Annotated in this window: 23 protein-coding genes; 21 read left to right on the top strand and 2 right to left on the bottom strand. The window is 43.3% G+C overall.

The genetic code is table 11. The features are described from left to right. Window positions 1-5: 5 nt before the first annotated feature. The 18 genes from map to ACQCN2_RS22425 all read left to right on the top strand — a co-directional run bounded on the left by map (window position 6) and on the right by ACQCN2_RS22425 (window position 14,828). Entirely contained in the window at window positions 6-752 is a 747-nt protein-coding gene (gene map / locus ACQCN2_RS22510) for a type I methionyl aminopeptidase (protein ID WP_426931211.1), read from the top strand. A gap of 73 nt (window positions 753-825) precedes the next feature. Then, on the top strand, window positions 826-1,044 hold the full coding sequence (gene infA, locus ACQCN2_RS22505; RefSeq protein WP_003333772.1) for a translation initiation factor IF-1: 219 nt from the start codon (window positions 826-828) through the stop codon (window positions 1,042-1,044). A gap of 29 nt (window positions 1,045-1,073) precedes the next feature. Next, entirely contained in the window at window positions 1,074-1,187 is a 114-nt protein-coding gene (rpmJ, locus tag ACQCN2_RS22500) for a 50S ribosomal protein L36 (RefSeq protein ID WP_122906754.1), read from the top strand. Between the two features lie 23 nt (window positions 1,188-1,210). Continuing rightward, window positions 1,211-1,579, top strand: a complete 369-nt coding sequence (rpsM, locus tag ACQCN2_RS22495) for a 30S ribosomal protein S13 (protein ID WP_426931210.1) — start codon at window positions 1,211-1,213, stop codon at window positions 1,577-1,579. 15 nt (window positions 1,580-1,594) lie between these two features. Further along, the gene (gene rpsK, locus ACQCN2_RS22490; RefSeq protein WP_426931209.1) at window positions 1,595-1,996 is read left to right on the top strand and encodes a 30S ribosomal protein S11; all 402 of its coding nucleotides are present in this window, start codon (window positions 1,595-1,597) and stop codon (window positions 1,994-1,996) included. Window positions 1,997-2,155: 159 nt separating this feature from the next. Next, window positions 2,156-3,100, top strand: a complete 945-nt coding sequence (locus ACQCN2_RS22485; RefSeq protein ID WP_426931208.1) for a DNA-directed RNA polymerase subunit alpha — start codon at window positions 2,156-2,158, stop codon at window positions 3,098-3,100. Window positions 3,101-3,154: 54 nt separating this feature from the next. After that, entirely contained in the window at window positions 3,155-3,514 is a 360-nt protein-coding gene (gene rplQ, locus ACQCN2_RS22480; RefSeq protein WP_426931207.1) for a 50S ribosomal protein L17, read from the top strand. A gap of 105 nt (window positions 3,515-3,619) precedes the next feature. After that, window positions 3,620-4,471 carry an energy-coupling factor transporter ATPase gene (locus ACQCN2_RS22475; protein WP_426931206.1) on the top strand — a complete coding sequence of 284 codons (852 nt, stop codon included), beginning with the start codon at window positions 3,620-3,622 and terminating at the stop codon, window positions 4,469-4,471. After that, entirely contained in the window at window positions 4,447-5,325 is an 879-nt protein-coding gene (locus ACQCN2_RS22470; protein WP_426931205.1) for an energy-coupling factor transporter ATPase, read from the top strand. Before ACQCN2_RS22475 ends, ACQCN2_RS22470 begins: the two co-directional genes overlap by 25 nt. After that, window positions 5,322-6,125 (top strand): energy-coupling factor transporter transmembrane component T family protein, encoded by an 804-nt coding sequence (locus tag ACQCN2_RS22465; RefSeq protein WP_426931204.1) that lies wholly within the window; start codon window positions 5,322-5,324, stop codon window positions 6,123-6,125. Before ACQCN2_RS22470 ends, ACQCN2_RS22465 begins: the two co-directional genes overlap by 4 nt. Beyond that, window positions 6,122-6,856, top strand: a complete 735-nt coding sequence (gene truA, locus ACQCN2_RS22460; protein WP_426931203.1) for a tRNA pseudouridine(38-40) synthase TruA — start codon at window positions 6,122-6,124, stop codon at window positions 6,854-6,856. Before ACQCN2_RS22465 ends, truA begins: the two co-directional genes overlap by 4 nt. 225 nt (window positions 6,857-7,081) lie before the next feature. After that, window positions 7,082-7,519, top strand: coding sequence for a 50S ribosomal protein L13 (gene rplM / locus ACQCN2_RS22455; protein WP_426931202.1), 438 nt, complete (start codon window positions 7,082-7,084; stop codon window positions 7,517-7,519). A 21-nt stretch (window positions 7,520-7,540) separates the two neighbouring features. Continuing rightward, complete coding sequence (gene rpsI, locus ACQCN2_RS22450; protein ID WP_426931201.1) at window positions 7,541-7,933, top strand: 30S ribosomal protein S9; 393 nt, start codon at window positions 7,541-7,543, stop codon at window positions 7,931-7,933. Between the two features lie 144 nt (window positions 7,934-8,077). Then, window positions 8,078-10,273 (top strand): hypothetical protein, encoded by a 2,196-nt coding sequence (locus ACQCN2_RS22445; RefSeq protein ID WP_426931200.1) that lies wholly within the window; start codon window positions 8,078-8,080, stop codon window positions 10,271-10,273. Window positions 10,274-10,360: 87 nt separating this feature from the next. Next, entirely contained in the window at window positions 10,361-12,082 is a 1,722-nt protein-coding gene (locus ACQCN2_RS22440; RefSeq protein ID WP_426931269.1) for an O-antigen ligase family protein, read from the top strand. Between the two features lie 69 nt (window positions 12,083-12,151). Then, window positions 12,152-12,868 carry an N-acetylmuramoyl-L-alanine amidase CwlD gene (gene cwlD, locus ACQCN2_RS22435; RefSeq protein ID WP_426931199.1) on the top strand — a complete coding sequence of 239 codons (717 nt, stop codon included), beginning with the start codon at window positions 12,152-12,154 and terminating at the stop codon, window positions 12,866-12,868. Window positions 12,869-12,953: 85 nt separating this feature from the next. Continuing rightward, window positions 12,954-14,036: an Mrp/NBP35 family ATP-binding protein gene (locus tag ACQCN2_RS22430; protein WP_426931198.1), complete on the top strand. Its 1,083-nt coding sequence runs from the start codon at window positions 12,954-12,956 to the stop codon at window positions 14,034-14,036. 162 nt (window positions 14,037-14,198) lie between these two features. Beyond that, window positions 14,199-14,828, top strand: coding sequence for a DUF2087 domain-containing protein (locus ACQCN2_RS22425; protein ID WP_426931197.1), 630 nt, complete (start codon window positions 14,199-14,201; stop codon window positions 14,826-14,828). A 39-nt stretch (window positions 14,829-14,867) separates the two neighbouring features. Here ACQCN2_RS22425 and gerD read toward each other — a convergent pair whose 3' ends face one another. Beyond that, a complete protein-coding gene (gene gerD / locus ACQCN2_RS22420; RefSeq protein WP_426931196.1) occupies window positions 14,868-15,542 on the bottom strand; it encodes a spore germination lipoprotein GerD in 675 nt (224 codons plus the stop codon). A 116-nt stretch (window positions 15,543-15,658) separates the two neighbouring features. On the opposite strand from gerD, the gene ACQCN2_RS22415 reads away from it, so the two are divergent. Next, complete coding sequence (locus ACQCN2_RS22415; protein ID WP_426931195.1) at window positions 15,659-16,249, top strand: KinB-signaling pathway activation protein; 591 nt, start codon at window positions 15,659-15,661, stop codon at window positions 16,247-16,249. Window positions 16,250-16,287: 38 nt separating this feature from the next. Here the strand turns inward: ACQCN2_RS22415 and pdaB are convergent, their stop codons facing one another. Then, window positions 16,288-17,058: a polysaccharide deacetylase family sporulation protein PdaB gene (gene pdaB / locus ACQCN2_RS22410; protein ID WP_426931194.1), complete on the bottom strand. Its 771-nt coding sequence runs from the start codon at window positions 17,056-17,058 to the stop codon at window positions 16,288-16,290. Window positions 17,059-17,266: 208 nt separating this feature from the next. Between pdaB and ACQCN2_RS22405 the strand changes: the two genes are divergently transcribed. Both ACQCN2_RS22405 and ACQCN2_RS22400 read left to right on the top strand, forming a co-directional pair. Next, on the top strand, window positions 17,267-17,914 hold the full coding sequence (locus tag ACQCN2_RS22405; protein WP_426931193.1) for a stage II sporulation protein M: 648 nt from the start codon (window positions 17,267-17,269) through the stop codon (window positions 17,912-17,914). A gap of 171 nt (window positions 17,915-18,085) precedes the next feature. Continuing rightward, on the top strand, window positions 18,086-18,319 hold the full coding sequence (locus ACQCN2_RS22400; protein WP_426931192.1) for a hypothetical protein: 234 nt from the start codon (window positions 18,086-18,088) through the stop codon (window positions 18,317-18,319). Window positions 18,320-18,594: the final 275 nt, after the last annotated feature.

The raw sequence follows: 18,594 nt of genomic DNA, 5'->3' as shown, positions 1-18,594 counted from the left end.
CGATCATGATTATCTTAAAATCCAAGTCGGAAATTGATATCATGCGCGAAGCAGGTCGTATCGTCGCTCTTACTCATCAAGAGCTGGCGAAAGCGATTAAACCTGGTGTTACCACGAAACAACTGGATGAATTGGCCGAAACCTTTATCCGTGGTAAGGGAGCTAAACCTTCCTTTAAGGGATACAATGGCTTCTCAGGTAGTATCTGTGCTTCAGTCAACGAGGAACTCGTCCACGGGATTCCTGGTAAACGTATTTTGCAAGAAGGAGATATCATTAGTATCGATATTGGTGCACAATTCGAAGGCTATCATGGTGACTCCGCTTGGACATACGCAGTCGGCAACATATCTGAAGAAGATCGACGCTTGATGCAAGTATCAGAGGAGTCCTTGTTTAAAGGATTGGAAAAAGCCATTCCTGGCGCACGTCTTTCTGATATTTCTCATGCGATTCAGGTTCATGCTGAAGCAGCCGGCTTCACAATCGTTCGCGAGTATGTGGGGCATGGCGTTGGTCGAGATTTACATGAAGATCCGCAAATTCCTAACTATGGACCACCCGATCGTGGCCCAAGGCTGAAGCCCGGAATGGTTTTGGCAATCGAACCAATGGTTAACGCAGGTGAGCGATATGTCCGTACACTGGCTGATAACTGGACAGTTGTTACAGTAGACGGTAAGAATTGCACACACTATGAACATACCATTGCGATTACGGAAGATGGATATGAGATCTTGACTAAGCCTTAACACGGTTTGATGAAATTCCGACGCATACCGATCTATATGGTCTGACTGAAGAACATACGAAAGGAGATTATGGATGGCCAAGGATGACGTAATTGAAGTGGAAGGTACTGTTATCGAACCACTACCAAACGCAATGTTTCGTGTTGAATTGGAAAATGGACACAAGGTACTGGCACATGTTTCTGGCAAAATTCGCATGCACTTTATCCGTATCCTTCCGGGGGATAAAGTAACTGTTGAATTGTCACCGTATGATTTAACCCGCGGTCGTATAACCTACCGCTATAAATAGTAAACCCCTAAAAGAGGGAGGCAAGAACCATGAAAGTGAGACCGTCGGTTAAACCGATTTGCGAAAAATGCAAGGTCATTCGTCGTAGAGGGAACGTAATGGTTATTTGTGAAAACCCAAAACATAAGCAAAAACAAGGGTAATTCCAAGGAGGTGCTTTTACAGCATGGCACGTATTGCAGGCGTTGACTTGCCTCGCGAAAAACGCGTGGAGATTGCATTGACCTATATTTTTGGTATTGGTCGCCCCACGTCACAACGTATTCTGGCTGAATCCGGCATTAATCCTGATACTCGCGTTCGCGATTTGACTGAAGACGAAGTTAGCAAACTTCGTGAATTCATCGATAAGAACGTAAAAGTAGAAGGAGATCTTCGCCGTGAAGTTTCTCTCAACATCAAACGTTTAATGGAAATTGGATGCTTCCGTGGTATCCGTCATCGTCGTGGTCTACCAGTTCGTGGACAACGTTCAAAAACAAATGCACGTACGCGTAAAGGTCCACGTCGTACGGTTGCTAACAAGAAGAAGTAAAGGGGGTAAACTGACATGGCTAAAAGAAAGCAAGCGACAGCTACACGTACCCGTCGTCGTGACCGTAAGAATGTTGAAGTCGGCGTAGCACATATCCGTTCTACGTTCAACAATACAATCGTAACGATCACTGATCCACACGGTAACGCGATTGCTTGGTCCAGCGCAGGTGCCCTCGGCTTCAAAGGCTCCCGTAAGAGCACTCCATTTGCAGCGCAAATGGCCGCTGAAACTGCTGCAAAAACTGCAATGGAACACGGAATGCGTTCTTTGGAAGTTCTTGTTAAAGGACCAGGTGCTGGTCGTGAAGCAGCAATCCGCTCTTTGCAAGCAGCTGGCTTGGAAGTTAACATGATTAAAGATGTTACACCAATCCCGCACAACGGCTGCCGTCCACCAAAACGTCGCCGCGTGTAATCGGGTTTATAAAGTTCAGAACATGTCCATACTAGAATGGTAGATTCTGCTTTTTTGGCTTGACATGCACGCACCGGTAAACCGCCGATGGAAATTCCTGAGTGGGCTTTCGATTTAGCCCACCCTCGAATTTCGACGTTTTGAAGGAGGGTTTGTTTAATGATAGAAATAGAAAAACCAAGAATCGAGGTTGTGGAAGTTAACGACGACAATTTGTACGGAAAATTCGTCGTTGAACCACTTGAGCGTGGTTACGGAACAACCCTTGGCAATTCACTCAGACGTATTCTCCTGTCTTCATTGCCAGGTGCTGCCGTTACGTCTGTTCAAATTGATGGTGTTTTGCACGAATTCTCCACTGTTCCTGGCGTTGTCGAAGACGTTACCGAAATCATTCTTAACATCAAAGGATTGGCTTTGAAGATCCACTCCGATGAAGAGAAGATTCTCGAAATCGATGCCGATGGCGAAGGTGTAGTGAGAGCTGGAGATATTCGTGCGGATAGCGACGTTGAGATCTTAAACCCTGATCTTCACATCGCAACACTGTCTGAAGGCGGACGTCTGCACATTCGCATGACAGCTGGTCGTGGCCGTGGATATGTTCAAGCGGATGGTAACAAATCCGAAGACCTACCAATTGGTGTAATCCCAATTGATTCTATTTACACACCGATCAAGCGCGTAAACTATCAAGTAGAAAACACTCGTGTTGGTCAAATGACGAACTACGACAAATTGACACTTGAAGTTTGGACGAATGGCAGTATCCGACCGGAAGAAGCCGTTAGTCTTGGTGCTAAAATCATGACTGAGCATCTTAACCTTTTTGTTGGTCTGACTGACGAAGCAAAAGATGCTGAGATTATGGTAGAAAAAGAAGAAGATAAGAAAGAAAAAGTTCTGGAGATGACAATCGAGGAACTGGATCTTTCTGTTCGTTCTTATAACTGCTTGAAACGTGCTGGTATCAACACGGTTCAAGAGTTAACCCAAAAATCTGAAGAGGATATGATGAAGGTCCGTAACCTTGGTCGCAAATCCTTGGAAGAAGTGCAAGAAAAATTGGCTGAATTGGGTCTTTCTTTACGTTTGGAAGACTAAGGCAGTTAGACATAACATTTGTTGCTGATTTGGCAGTAAAAAGGAGGTAACACAATGGCATACCGTAAATTGGGTCGTAGAAGCTCGGCTCGTAAAGCGCTGTTCCGCGACTTGGTAACGGATCTTATCATCAACGAACGCATCGAGACAACTGAGACGAAGGCTAAAGAAGTTCGTTCGATTGCTGAAAAGATGATTACGCTAGCTAAACGCGGTGACTTGCACGCTCGTCGTCAAGTAGCTGCTTTCGTGCGTAAAGAAGTTGCAACCGCTGAAGGACGCGACGCTGTTCAAAAATTGTTCGATGATATCGCACCACGTTTTGCTGAACGTAATGGTGGATACACTCGTATCCTCAAAATTGGTCCTCGCCGTGGCGACGCTGCACCAATGGCGTATCTTGAATTAGTTTAATAGTGCGTTGTAGCTAGAAAAGGGTGAGGGCAGAGTCTGTTTTTTACAGATTCTGATTCGTGCCCTTTTTTTCTTTTTCATACAGCCGAGGATGTGAAACGCATCATGAAACATGAGTCAGTTGTGGTTGCAAAAGATCTTTCCTATCGCTACGAACACGACCGAACAGAACGCGGGCTGGTTCTCAACGAGTTAAATCTAGATCTGACCCGTGGTTCATTTATCTCTATTATCGGGCACAATGGTTCGGGTAAATCTACTTTTGCCAAGCTCATCAATGCCTTGTTACTCCCTACAGAGGGGACACTGGTTGTTTCAGGCTTCCATACCGAAGACGAGAATGTTCTTTGGGAAATCAGGCGCGAGGTAGGCATGGTGTTTCAGAATCCAGATAATCAGATAGTTGGTGTGACCGTAGAGGACGATGTGGCCTTTGGGTTGGAGAACCTTGGTGTTGACCCCCAGGCAATGCCTGCAATCATTGAGCAGTCTTTGAAATCCGTTCACATGGAAGATTACGTTAAACGTCAACCGCATCATTTGTCGGGGGGTCAGAAGCAGCGTGTAGCGATAGCTGGAATTATTGCCATGCGACCTTCGGTGATCATCCTCGATGAGGCGACAGCGATGCTTGATCCACAAGGAAAACAGGAAGTCATGTCCCTTGCCCATCGGTTGAATCGGGAGGAAGGGATTACGATCCTCCATATTACCCATTTTCCAGAAGAGACGCTTGAGTCAGATCGGGTCATTGTCATGAATGCGGGAAAAGTATATCTGGATGGAACACCGAGAGAGATCTACTCTGACGTCGAACGTATCCATGAGATAGGGTTGGAAGTACCTCTGGCAGTACGGCTGCGTCACCAATTTTTACGTAAGGGTGTTGAGATCGAACAGGTACTGTATCGAGAGGAGCTGGTTCAGGAATTATGCAAATTACTCTCGAAAACGTAAGCCATCTGTATGGGAAGGATACTCCTTTTGAAAAAGAAGCGTTATCCAATGTTTCACTGACTATTCCACATGGTGCGTTTGTTGGGATAATCGGGCAAACCGGTTCAGGCAAGTCCACTTTAATCCAACATCTGAATGGACTCTTAAAACCTACTTCCGGCACGATTCGAATGGGGGAACTGGAACTTACGGCAACCACCAAGAAGTCGAATGAGTGGCGGAAGAACGTGGGATTGGTCTTTCAATATCCCGAGCATCAGTTGTTTGAGGAAACCATCGCGAAAGACGTAGGGTTTGGTCCCGCCAATCAGCAATTGCCTCCCGAGATGGTAGAAGCTCGGGTGAGAGAAGCTCTGTCGATTGTTGGGCTATCCTATGAACAGGTGAAGGATTTGTCTCCATTTCACTTGAGTGGTGGGCAGATGCGAAGAGTAGCGATAGCTGGGGTATTAGCACTTCAACCAAGTGTATTAGTGCTGGATGAGCCAACTGCTGGATTGGATCCTGCGGGGCGCAAAGCCATCCTGGAGGGAATCTATCGAATTCATCGGGAACGAGAGATGACGACCGTGCTGGTTACGCACAGTATGGAGGAAGTATCCCGTTACGCGGACTATTTGATCGTGATGTCTCATGGGAGAGTGGCCATGCAAGGAAAGCCCGAGGAGGTTTTTGCAGAGGTTGATACCCTTCGGCAATTATCCCTGGATGTGCCGGAAACGGTCCAGCTCATCCAAGAACTGAACCAGCGGCTGCCAGCGTCTGAGCAGATTCTCCTTACGTTATACAAGGAAGAAGATCTGGAAGCCTATTTGGTGAAGAAGATCCTTGGGTCTAAGGAGGCTCTTAGATGAGTATCCTGCAGAATTTTGCGATCGGTCAGTATGTACCTGGGAACTCCTTCGTTCATCGCTTGGATCCCCGCAGTAAGCTCCTGTTTACGATCTTGTTTGCGTTTATCGTTTTTTTAGCCAATAACCCTGTCAGTTATGGAATATTACTTTTATTTATTGCTGGAGTCATTGGTCTTTCGAGAATATCTGGAAAATATATTATTAACGGGTTGAAGCCGGTATGGTGGTTGATCGTATTTACGGTTATCATCCATTTGCTTACGACCAAAGGCGGTACTGTTTATTTTCAATGGCATTGGATCAGTATCGAAGAAGAAGGGGTAAGACAGGCGATTTATATGTCGATTCGACTGACCCTGCTTGTACTGGTTAGCTCAATCCTCACGTTAACGACTGCTCCCATGGATTTGACGGACGGATTAGAACGACTATTTGCTCCGTTAAAGAAACTGCGTGTGCCTGTTCATGAAATGGCATTGATGCTTTCTATTGCTTTGCGGTTCATCCCTACACTGCTGGAAGAGACGGAAAAGATCATGAAGGCTCAGATGGCTCGGGGTGCGGATTTTGAGACGGGAAACATCCTGCAGCGAGTCAAGAATATGCTGCCGATTATCATTCCCTTGTTTATCAGCGCTTTTCGACGTGCGGAGGAATTGGCGCTCGCCATGGAGGCGCGTGGATATCATGGAGGGGATCATCGTACTCGTTTGAAACAATTGCGATTTACCAGAAACGACGGTGTTTTACTGCTCCTTTGTCTAGTTTTAACCGTGGTGATAGGGTGGGTAAGGACATGAAGCGATTAAAGTGTATGGTTGCCTATGATGGGACAGACTACTCCGGATTCCAAATTCAGCCTGATCAGGTTACCATTCAGGGGGAAATAGAGGCGGTCCTGCAGCGAGTGACGGGACAGGCAATTTCGATCGCCGGTTCAGGTCGTACAGACGCGGGCGTGCATGCTAGGGGCCAAGTCTTTCACTTTGATACAGAGAGTACCATTCCGATAGATAAATGGCGTTTTATCTTAAACAATCAATTGCCAGATGCAATCATCATTCAATCGGTAGAGGAAGTAGAACAGGAGTTCCATTCGCGGTTTGATGTCAAAGCTAAAGAATACCGCTATTGTATTGATAACGGAACAGTACCTGATCTGTTTCGACATCGCTATGCCGAACATATACGAATGCTGTTGGATTGTGAGAGAATGCAGCGGGCAGCATCCCATTTGATTGGGGAACATGACTTCACTTCTTTTTGCTCTGCGAAGACTCATGTGGAGGACAAGATTCGGACGATTTTTGATGTGCGTGTGGAACGTGATCAGAATCTGGTCTGGATCATTTGCCGAGGGAATGGGTTTCTCTATAACATGGTGAGAATCATTGCAGGCACGCTGATAGAGGTGGGCCAAGGAAGACGTGATCCGGATACAATTCCGAGCATTCTGGCAGCTTGTAATCGTGAAATGGCCGGTTTGACCGCTCCAGCCAAAGGCTTAACCATGTGGGAAGTATTTTACTGAATTCATTTTTTTGTAGTCTCTTGACTATGGCTGTAATTTATAGTACGATATTTCTTGGTATTTTTCATACCCGCTAGCCCCACTCTAGCCCCGGGATTGAAAGATAAAAGGAACGATTTGAAACAAAAATGTAGTGCTTTTTATTTGACACACCTGGAGAGGTTGATTACCGTTGCAACTCTCCTTTGACTAAATGTAACGGGCAATTATTTAGGAGGGACAAAAATGCGTACCACATATATGGCGAAACCGCTTCAAGTTGAGCGTAAATGGTACATCGTTGATGCTGAAGGCCAAACTCTTGGTCGTCTTGCAAGCGAAGTAGCTTCCATTCTGCGCGGTAAATTAAAGCCTGAATATACTCCACACGTTGACACTGGTGATTTCGTAATCGTAATCAACGCTGACAAGATCAAATTGACTGGTAAAAAGCTTACCGACAAAATCTACTACACTCACTCCCTGTATCCAGGTGGTTTGAAAGCAACTACTGCTGGTGATATGTTGAATAAGCGCCCAGATCGTATGTTCGAACTAGCAGTTAAAGGTATGTTGCCTAAAAACAGCTTGGGACGTCAAATGTTCACGAAGCTGAAAGTATACGCTGGTACTGAACATCCACATGAAGCACAAAAGCCAGAAGCTTGGCAAATTCGTGGTTAATTAAAAGGGAGGAAATGACTCGTGGCACAAGTACAATACTACGGTACAGGTCGTCGTAAACACTCCGTAGCACGCGTTCGCTTGGTTCCAGGTGAAGGTCGCATTGTGATCAACAAGCGTGAAATGGATAACTACTTTGGTTTAGATACTTTGAAATTGATCGTAAAACAACCACTCGTTTTGACTGAAACTCTTGGTCGTTACGATGTATTGGTTAACGTTGCTGGTGGCGGTACTACAGGTCAAGCTGGTGCAATCCGTCACGGTGTAGCACGTGCCCTTTTGAAAGCTGATCCAGAACTTCGTGGCGCTTTGAAACGTGCTGGTTTCTTAACTCGTGACCCACGTATGAAAGAACGTAAAAAATACGGTCTTAAAGCTGCTCGTCGCGCTCCACAGTTCTCCAAACGTTAATTTTGTTTATCAAACCCTTGTCTCCTTTGGGAGGCAGGGGTTTTTTATTTTATCCTGTAGTCTGTTAGATATTGTCGAAATATACAGTTATGGTATTATGTGGTTAAAAAGAGATTGATAGAAAGAGACAATGGGGGGTTCAGTTTGAGGAGGATTTTTCGTCGGTGCTTCATGCTATTCTGTATTATTACTCTCATCATGATGACGGGTTCACCTGTATTTGCGAAGACCAAAAAGATCAAGCAACTCCAGAATGATCAGGCGATCTCATCGATCTGGAATGGGCAGGGAAAGGACATTCAGATTCGCTATTTCGGTAGGGATGGTTTGCTCTGGACTTTTGAAAACAAAGACAAAGATACCGAAATTTTTCATTTCGATGGCTCAAGTGTAGAGCAGATTGAAGATTTTCGCGGATACGAAATTGAAAAGGTAGAACAAGATGGAATTCAGGTATGGGTAGAATCTCTGAATACAGATTTCGATCATTTCCGCTTGTTTTATAAAATGGATGGAAAGAAGAAAGTCATTAAAGATTATAACGAAATGACCCTTAGAAATCTGCAGATAACCTATCCCTATATTACGTGGGAGGAAATTTGTAACGGGGTAAAAACTACATACAAATACAATGTAGAATCAAAAGAATTAAGCTCAAATGCTTCTTTTGGCGCTACGCTTGATTCATTTTACAAATTTGATCAGCAAAACCGTAAAGAGTACCTCCGATCTTTTAAAATTCATGATTATGAATATGGAAGAGTTAAAGACTGGGCTTCTACTGATAAATATCTAGGCTGGGAAAAGGCGAAAAATATTTATCTATCGGATCCTCAAACAAATCCAGGATACTACAAGCTTACAGACCAACCTAAAAAAACAGAACTACTCGGTATGGATGATACGTACACATACTGGTTGGAAAAAGAAGGTCTAGCAACCTATTCCTTCGAGGATAAGCACGTTTCCGTACTTCCTTTACACGAGGTATCCCCTGAGCTTACTCAGGAGTTATGGTCTGCATTTCGATCTGCTGAAGTATTTAACGGCAAAATAGCTATTGCCTCCGAAGATGATTCCAAGCTTCAAGTCTATTTGATCAATTATCATCAATTGTCCAGTAATTTTAACGCTGAATCCTTAAAGAAATACCAGCCGGAATTCATCAATTCTAAATATGTTGCCGGAATTCATGGCCATTTATCGTATGGAGCCAGTTTTATTGTCTCCTCACCTGAATATTTGGCATGGTCCGAAGATGGGTGGTCTTCAGAACTCAAGTATAAGAAACTAACTGATTCTCGTACGTATCTAGTGCCAGGAAAATGGTTTTCCGCCAAATTTGTTGGCAAGGATTTGTATGCACTTGGCTATGCAATTAAAAGAGACGAATCTGCCACTGATGATGAAAATGACAATCCATATTCGAACACGTATGGCTTATATCGAATTGATTTTGGACAGGGAGTAGCAAAATTAGTCCAATCTCTAGATAATTACGGCTTCTTCGGCAATGGTCTTTTGGAGGATTCAGGTAAAATATACTGGATAGAAGATCATAAAGATTGGATTGGCTGTTATGATCCTAAGAATGATCAAGTAGATTATCCAGTATCAAACGTTAAATATATGCAATCATTTGCAGTTCATAATGATACATTCGTCTGGATAGAGGAAGATGATGACGAAGAACACTTGCAAATTAAACTACAGCGAATGGGTGAAAAACCGCTAACGATTGCAAAGTGGTCACGGGAGGACAAGGATATAGATGAACTGGCATTCGATGGGAAGCGAATTGTCTGGAATCAGGCTGAAAATAATCTCAGTAAGGTTGTTCTGTATGATCTAGGAAGTAATCAGGAAAAGACTATTTATTCTACGAAGGATCGGCGGGCTGCTCAACATCTGCAAATTTCGGATAACGTCATTTACTTCATCGGACCAAACGGTAGGTCGAGGTTACCCTTACAAAGATACGATATCGCAACTGGAAAAATCATTGTCTTGGATAAAGATGCAGACAACTATTTTGTACAAGGGGATAAAGTTTTTCTTTCAGTTCATGCTGCTGAAAGTAATAAAAATGACCACTATTATCTCATCGGAAAGAAAAACAAGAGTTCTAAAGGGATTGCGCTACGCTACAAGTGGAAAGATTTATCCCGAAATCATCAGCAGAAATGGTATGACCTCCAGTATTCCTTCCTGCCCCAAGACATTCACATAAAAATTAGGGAGGATGACTATACGTGGAAAAAACTGTTAGATGATATAGACGTATGGAATGACGCAATAAAGAATGAACCAGATGAAATTGAGGTAAGCGTTTCTCTATAGGAAAGAAGGCTTCTCCTGATTGGGGAAGCTTTCTTCACGAATCCAGTATTATTTCGGTTGGAGAGAGTAAAGGAGAAATAGACATTGATGAATTGGGGATACATAGGTCTTAGCTGCCTTGGTTTCTGGGTACAAGGCTTGTTTTGGGGGTGGGAGTCTTGCTTCTATTTAGCGCTTCTGGGAATCTTGTTTTTCTATCTCGCGCGAATAAAAGCTTCCATTTATGTTCCGAAAGTTGAGGGGAGTATTCTAGGGTTGTTTCTATTGGGATACGGTTTGTCGCTAATCATATACCCGACCAATGCTAGCCTGATCTCACTAATAAAATTGATACTGGTCTGTGCTTTTGTTATTTCTGGCGTTCAAGTGGTCAAAAGCTTTGATGATGTGATGAAATGGTACCGGGTGTATCTGTGGAACGTCTGTGCCCTTCTCCTATTAGGTTGGCTGATTCGTTCGGATGGATTACTTGAATCTGTTTTTGACTATGCCAATCTTGTGGCTGCCCTGTGTATGATGGCGATTATTTTTACTTTTCCTCAACTTTTCTCCGAAGATCAGAAGAAACGCTGGGTATCGATTGCCTTGTTCATCTTCTTTCTTGCTTCCCTTTTAGCGACGGGTGCAAGAATCGCGTGGGGAATAACTCTAGTCAGTGTAATATGGCAAACCTGGATCTTATCCGGTCAGGAAAGCACGCGAGTTGTAAGGCGTATCTGCTATGGAATCTTAGCTGCACTTAGCTTACTTATAGTGAGTGTACGATTTTTCTTGGAGGAGTTATGGCAAGAACTGACACAAACATCTTCTCTTAGAATTCGTCTGACCTATGATTGGGACGCACTTAGAATTGCTCTGGATCATCCGTTGTTAGGCGTTGGGGCAGAGGGTTGGGATAAACTTCAGTATCAATATCAGACGGCCCTCTATTCTGTACGACATATCCATAATCATGTACTGCAACTATGGCTGGAAGGCGGGATTCTTGCTCTACTTGCGTGGGGTGTATTCATCTGGGTTATGATCCGCGATTATTCAATCATTCGCAAATGCTCGAACAAGCAGGTTCCAACAGATATGCAGTCCATCTGGCTGTCTACGATTGCGGTTGTTGTGTATTCAACACTCGATTTTATTCTCTCTTTTCCAGCCTTATTCTGTGCGGTTTTGTTTTATTTGGTTGTCAGAAGAGTGGTTTTACAGACGGGTGGAGAGGGAGATTTGGTTATTTCCCGAGGTGTTGTGATGTTCATTGGCACGTTCATGATAGTAAGTGGAGTTATTGCAGGGTACCGTGAAGGTCTTGTGGTAAAAGGTGAAGCTGCATTGGCTGAAGGAAATGTCCGAACGGTTCTGAAATATGAACAACTGCCTGAATGGTGTATTCCGTCAAAAGATCGGGCGCTGTTGCTCGGGCGGGCATTTCTTGAGAAGGCTAAACGAACCCAAAAGCCCGAAGATTGGCAAAAGAGTCTGTATTATTTAGGTGGGGGAATAAAAGAAGATCACGAAGACCTGCGTTTTTATCCTCCATATGTATATAGCTCGCTTCAATTGATGACTGATAGGCGAGCAGTTGAAATGGCGGAGCAGTTAATCTTACTGCAACCAAGATTAGTGGACAATTACGAGTTGTACGCAGAAGCCTTGCATTTGGCTGGAGATAATGAGCGCGTTTTGCAGATTCCGAAGCAGTTAGAGGAAGAAAAACATAAGGTCTACCAAGAAGCCATATTTAAAAAGCATATACCTACCCTACATCCAACAGACCGCCTTCAACAGTTAATCCAAGAATCAGCTTCCCCATAGAGTTTCAGTCATATTTTGGCCGTCTCGTCCATAAGATGAAAAGGAAAATGGGACAAAGGGGCGGTTGGTGTGACAAGAAAGGTGATCGGATGGATATTGGCATTCTTCGTGCTCATCGTTATTTTTACCTATCGACTTCCCGATCACTCCTCATGGTCGACTTGGACGATGCCTTTGGCAGGAACGGTTATAGCCATTGATCCAGGTCATGGTGGTATGGATGGAGGAGCGACCAGCAAGGATGGGAAAATAGTAGAGAAGGACGTTACCTTGTCGATCAGTTTGTACTTACGCGACTTTTTACAGCAATCTGGAGCGTTTGTGGTTATGACTCGAGAGGAAGATAAGGATTTGGCATCGCCAGAAGCGCACCTTCAACGGAAACGCAAATCGGAGGATATTCGCGGAAGAGTTAAATTCGTGAATGAAAACACCCCGGATTTTCTGGTCAGCATTCACCTGAACGCATTTCCTTCCGCTAAATATTCGGGAGCACAAACCTTCTATTCAGCGGCATATAAAGAAAGCGGAGAAATGGCTTACCTCATTCAGGATGAAATCAAGCGGGTACTTGAGAATACGAATCGCGTACCCAAGACAACAGACAATGTGTTCTTAATCCGTGAGGTTGAGTGTCCTTCTGTATTAGTCGAGGTTGGCTTTTTATCTAATACAGCGGAGGCGAAGCAGTTGGAATCTGTTGAGTATCAAAAGGCCATGGCCAACGCCATATATCAAGGAATTTTGCGGCATTATGCGGGTGAAAAAATTCAAGGAACTAACTAACGTCACAATAAACAATCGTCCGATGTGCTATAATGAAGCCGAATTGGAGAAGAATATGCAGATAATAATTGTTTGAGGTGAAAGAATGATTACACAAAATCAGGTATTGGAAGCGCTGCGAGAGGTTCACGATCCAGAGATCAACCGCAGCCTAGTAGAATTAAATATGATTCGTAATATTGATATTGAGGGACAGGAGATTAGTCTGGAAGTAGTTCTTACGATTAGCGGCTGTCCATTGAAAGTAAAAATAGAAGAAGATGTAGTCAACGCCTTAAAAGCTTTGGGGGCAACTAAGGTGAATCTTCGTTTTGGAACGATGACTGACGAAGAAAGAGCAGCGCTTAGCGCTCAATTGCGTGGTGGCCAAGGACAAGTTCATAACGGTGCTCCGGGCCAGGTATTGAATCCGATTCTGGCTCCTGATTCCAAAACAACCTTCATCGCTGTTACATCAGGTAAAGGTGGCGTGGGTAAATCTACGGTAACGGTTAACCTGGCTGTATCTTTGGCTCGCCTCGGCAAAAAAGTCGGGATTATCGACGCGGATATTTACGGGTTCAGCGTACCGGATATGATGAATATCGAGCAACGACCTACAGTAATTGGGGAGATGCTGCTGCCAATCGAGAAGTTTGGAGTAAAAGTAATCTCCATGGGCTTCTTCGTTGAAGATAATTCTCCGATCATTTGGCGTGGACCAATGTTGGGTAAAATGATTCGCAACTTCTTCTCGGAAGTTCACTGGGGTGATCTTGACTATCTCATCTTGGATTTACCTCCAGGAACCGGTGACGTAGCGCTTGACGTACACACAATGATTCCACAAAGCAAGGAGATTATTGTAACGACTCCTCATGCTACCGCATCGTTCGTAGCTGCTCGTGCGGGAGCTATGGCACTTCGAACAGGACATGAAGTAATCGGGATTGTAGAGAACATGGCTTGGTATGAAGCAAAAGACGGCTCAAAAGAATATGTCTTCGGCCGTGGTGGTGGAGCGAAGTTGGCTGAACAGCTGTCAACCGATTTACTTGCTCAGATTCCGTTGGCTCAACCAGAAAATCATCCTGCCGAACCGGATTACTCACCTTCCATCTATAAACAGGATTCAGCTATTGGCCAACTGTACATGGAATTGGCGGAGCGCGTAAACGCAAAAGCGTAGACAGTTGCTTCAAAATAATCGTATTTTCAATGGGGGCATTACGATCTGCGTAATGCTCCTTTTTTGTTGCCCTCAAGATTTGACAGATGCTAGCCAATTTGATAAATTTCTAATTAGACAATTATCTAAAGTTATTTCTCCCTTTTCAGGAGGTGAACCTACTTGCAAATTGAGACCTTAGTTGAATTCCATAAAGCAGTTGGAGATGTCACTCGGATTCGTATCTTGTCACTCCTTGCGAGAAAACCGATGAGTGGTTCAGAACTTGCGGAGCGTTTGGGTCTTACTCCAGCCACGATCACCCACCATACACAAAAACTAAAAAAAATCGGAATTGTGAAAGAGAAACGTGATAAAAACACGATTACTTTCTTTTTGCTCCCGCGTGAATTGAGTAGATATTCACAAAGCTTGGTGGCAACGGTTTTGCCGTCAGATTTGCCTGTTCTTGAAGAGTGGGATATCTGGCGTGGAGAGCAGGCTGCCGAAGAGGAGGAACAGACTATGGCAGATACGGAAAAAGAACGGATTTCAGCACCATTCTTCCAAGAGGATGGCAAACTGAAGCAGATTCCTTCTCAATGGAAAAAACGTCTTTATGTTTTGGAGAAATTAGTGTCCGGTCTTGAATATGGCAGAACTTATTCGGAAAAGGAAATCAGTGAGTACCTACGGCAATTCCATGATGACTTTGCGACACTGCGACGAGAATTGATTATGAACCATATCATGCACAGGGCGGATGGGACCTACAGCTTGAACCCACGAGAATTATGGAAAACAGTCGAGTAAATCGAGGAACAAAAAAGTGAGCCCATTAACAGGCTCACTTTAGCTTGTGCCGCCACCGCCACCACCGCCACCTTTGCCTCCACCTTTACCGCCTTTACCTCCGCCTTTTTTCTTCCCGCCTTTTCCTTGCTCTTCCTTTGGTTTCATCATTTCTTCATTTGCTTTGGTCATGATTTTTAACAATTCTGCTTGAAACAGCGGGCTTTTGATTGCGTCCTTCATGACTTGCATCGTTTGTTGACGGTAAGCACTACTCTTCATCAAATCCATTAAATTTTTCTCGAACTCCGGATCTTTCATGACACTAACCATCATTTTCTGATACTCTGGATCCTTCATCAGATCTTTCAACAGATTTTTATTTTCTTCTTTCATTGATTTTGCCAGTGTGCTGGTGAATTTAGGGTCCTTAAATGCCTCTTTGATCTGCGGGTTTTTGGGATCAGCGATGCTTTTTATCAAAGTGGTGCGAACGGTAGAGGCATCCATGACCATACTTTGTTTGAACGTATCATCCTTCATCATTTTGCCTACGGTTTTTTTTGCTTCGTCTGTCTGCATAATGTCTAAAACCATAGTTTTAATGGTTTTATAATCAGGTTGTGAACTGCTTTGCGTTTTGCTTCCTCCGCCACCACCGCCACCGCAGCTAGAGAGGAGTAAGATTGAAGCAAATAAAGTCGTCATCCAGAAGGAGATGCGGACTTTGCCCATTGGAGGCTTCCTCCTTTCGATTGCTACTTATAAAATGCTCATTTTGAATAAGGATTACGCTAGTATTTTTTGTACGTGGTTGGTACAATCATTACGATTAGATGGGGGGGTTAAGCTTGAATTTGCGTAAATATGGCTGGCTATTTTACACCACTTTAGGAATAGGTGGTTTGGGCGGAATGCTGGCTGGATTTCTTGTTGGGAGAAATGAACTTTTTAGTGGAACTATTAACAATATGTTGATGGGAACCTTGACGAATCTCTTGTTAGGGATACTCATCAGTGTGTTGTCGCAAATGGGCTTTTTCGCGTACATGACGTTTAATTATTTGGGACTAAGTTTTTTTGGAAAGAACCTATCTGCGTGGAAAAGTATCCAACTATTCTTTATTTTGTTTGCCTTTTTTGACATGGTTTATTTGCGATATTCACTCGGAACAAGAGGAGATACCTTCTTGCCTTATTTTGTGGAACCTGTTCTTTTATTATTTGTTTCGTTAATCGTCATGTATGCCAAGGTTAAACAAACGAATTCTCAGGCAGCTATTCCCACGCTGTTTTTCATGTTTGTTGTGACGATCTTGGAATGGATACCTGGATTGAAGCAGGATAACATTTATTCTATTCAGTTTATGATTGTTCCCCTTTTATTCTGTAATGTGTGGCAAGTCATGCAATTGCATCGATTAACCAAAAAACAAAGCTGATTCCCACAAGCGGGCATCAGCTTTTTATTCATGAAGAATTAATCAATTTCTTGAGAATTGACTTGAGTACCAGCAATCAGTTCAGAGACGCTGACGAATTCATATCCGGAAGAGCGTAACTGATCAATGATTTGGGGTAAAGCAAGATGGGTCTGTTTACAGGAATCACTCGCATGCAACAGAATAATATCCCCGGGGTGCGCTTTACTCACCACATTGTTTACGATTTGGTCTACACCAGGATTCATCCAATCCTTTGAATCCGTATCCCATTGAATCACGGTATAACCTAGATCAGCAGCTGTTTTCAAAACGCGTTTATCGAAATCCCCGTTCGGCATTCGGATCAAGGTGGGTTTTTTACCGGTTAATTCGGTAAGGATCGTATGGGCTTTTCCAATTTGGATACGAATTTCGTCATCTGAATATTTGCTGTAATTATCATGTTTGTGACCGTGGGATCCGATCTCATATCCCATTTCCTTGATCCGCTTAATTGTGTCGGGATGGCGTAAGCTCCACGGCGAGGATAAAAAGAAGGTGGCATTGGACAGCTTTTTTTCTTTTAAAACGTCCAGAATTGGAATGGTTCTCGTCTCGCCCCAGCTGATGTCAAAGGTTAAAGCAATTTTCTTTTCCTTTGTATCGACTTTGTAGACAGCCTGGGGGACCTTTCCTTTGCTACCTTCCGTAATAACAGCGATAGTATCTCGTTCAGCATAAGCAATTCCAGCGGCAAACAAAATGGCTGTGACGATGACAAATAATTGCTTTAGTTTTTTTGCGCTTATCACATACATGAATTTCAATTGTTTCACCCCCTATACCTGTTTGTCCCTGTACAATTCTATGCAGAGGAGGCAAGGATATTCTTAAACATAATCGTATAACCAAGGGAAGAATCATAAGATAATAACAGAACGACATGTCAGCGGTGGCCATTGCTTAATGGGGTTCATGGCAAGCATGATAATAATAGAAGCGGCTTCACAGATGGTTTAGGAGGAGGAGAAAAAGATGTTAGGGATACTGAAAAACCTATGGCTAGATAATCGGAAGTACTTTTATATTGGATGTATTTTAATGCTAGCGGGTATCTTAATCGGGATTGTTCAAGCGGATAAAGTAGATGCGATTGCCCGAGAGATGCTAGGTCAAATAAAACAAATCGCCGATAAAATCGGTTCAAGCAACAATTCTTTAACCGCATTTCGAATGATATTTATTAATAATGTGCTTACAGCCTTTTGCATGATGATATTTGGTGTCTTATTCGCGATTTTCCCTGTTTACGGGATCGTGACCAACGGAATTCTGCTAGGCTATATGCTGCATAAATTGGGAGCGGCTGGTTTGAATACCTTGCAAATATTTTCGGTAGCGATTCTGCCGCATGGGATCATTGAACTGCCCGCTGTAATATTTGCGGCGGGAATTGGCATACGATATGGGGCGTTGACAATACGCTCGATCACGTCCTTATGGGACCGATCCATTCGAGAAGAAATCAAAGCAGCGTGGTTGCTTAATATTAAGCAGTTTCCGGTGGCGCTACTAACCATTGTCTTCCTTTTGGCGATAGCTGGGGTTATCGAGAGTGTGATTACGCCGGCTCTTATCAAAGCAACCTTTGGCACTCAGGTTGATTTTATTAAAAGCAAGTAAAATGAATATCAATTCGAACATAGATGTATGGGCACCCAGCGATTAATGATTTCGTTGGGTGTTTTTTTTATTTGGTATCAGAATTAATTAATGGTGAAGGAGAGTTGAATATGGAAATATTGTGATGGACAAGATAAACGTACATCACATGGCCGGGGGAGGTCGGTATCTTTGCTAGGTTTTTTATTTAATGCAAAGGAGTGCCAAGAATTAGAGTATCTACTTAAACGTGAACTAGAAGAAATGTTGTTGGACTTTAGTGATAAACGAATTGATTTCTTAGTCAAACGCGCAATGGAAGAGAGGTACTCTATCCTTTTTCGCATGTATGCCCGAATTGCTAAACCAAACGAATTATCTAAGTATATTCGGCGTCGTAAAGTGGAAGAAGAGTACTTTAAATAATTTTTTGAAAAAGTATTGACTTAACACACCTAAACATGATAGATTATTTCTTGTCCGAAACAAGCTTACTGCTTCTCACATAAACGAGAAATAAAAATGCTTGACTTTATAATATTAGTTGTTTTATAATATAAAAGTCGCTTTTGGACAAGATGCTCTTTGAAAACTGAACAATTAACGTTTAGTGAATGAAACACTAGCCAAGCAAAACTGTTTTGAAGTTTAGAATCAACTCAACTTTATTGGAGAGTTTGATCCTGGCTCAGGACGAACGC

It is taken from the genome of Brevibacillus ginsengisoli (assembly GCF_050113715.1).
Taxonomy (GTDB): Bacteria; Bacillota; Bacilli; order Brevibacillales; family Brevibacillaceae; genus Brevibacillus_H; species Brevibacillus_H ginsengisoli.
This window is presented reverse-complemented; position numbering and strand designations above follow the sequence as displayed.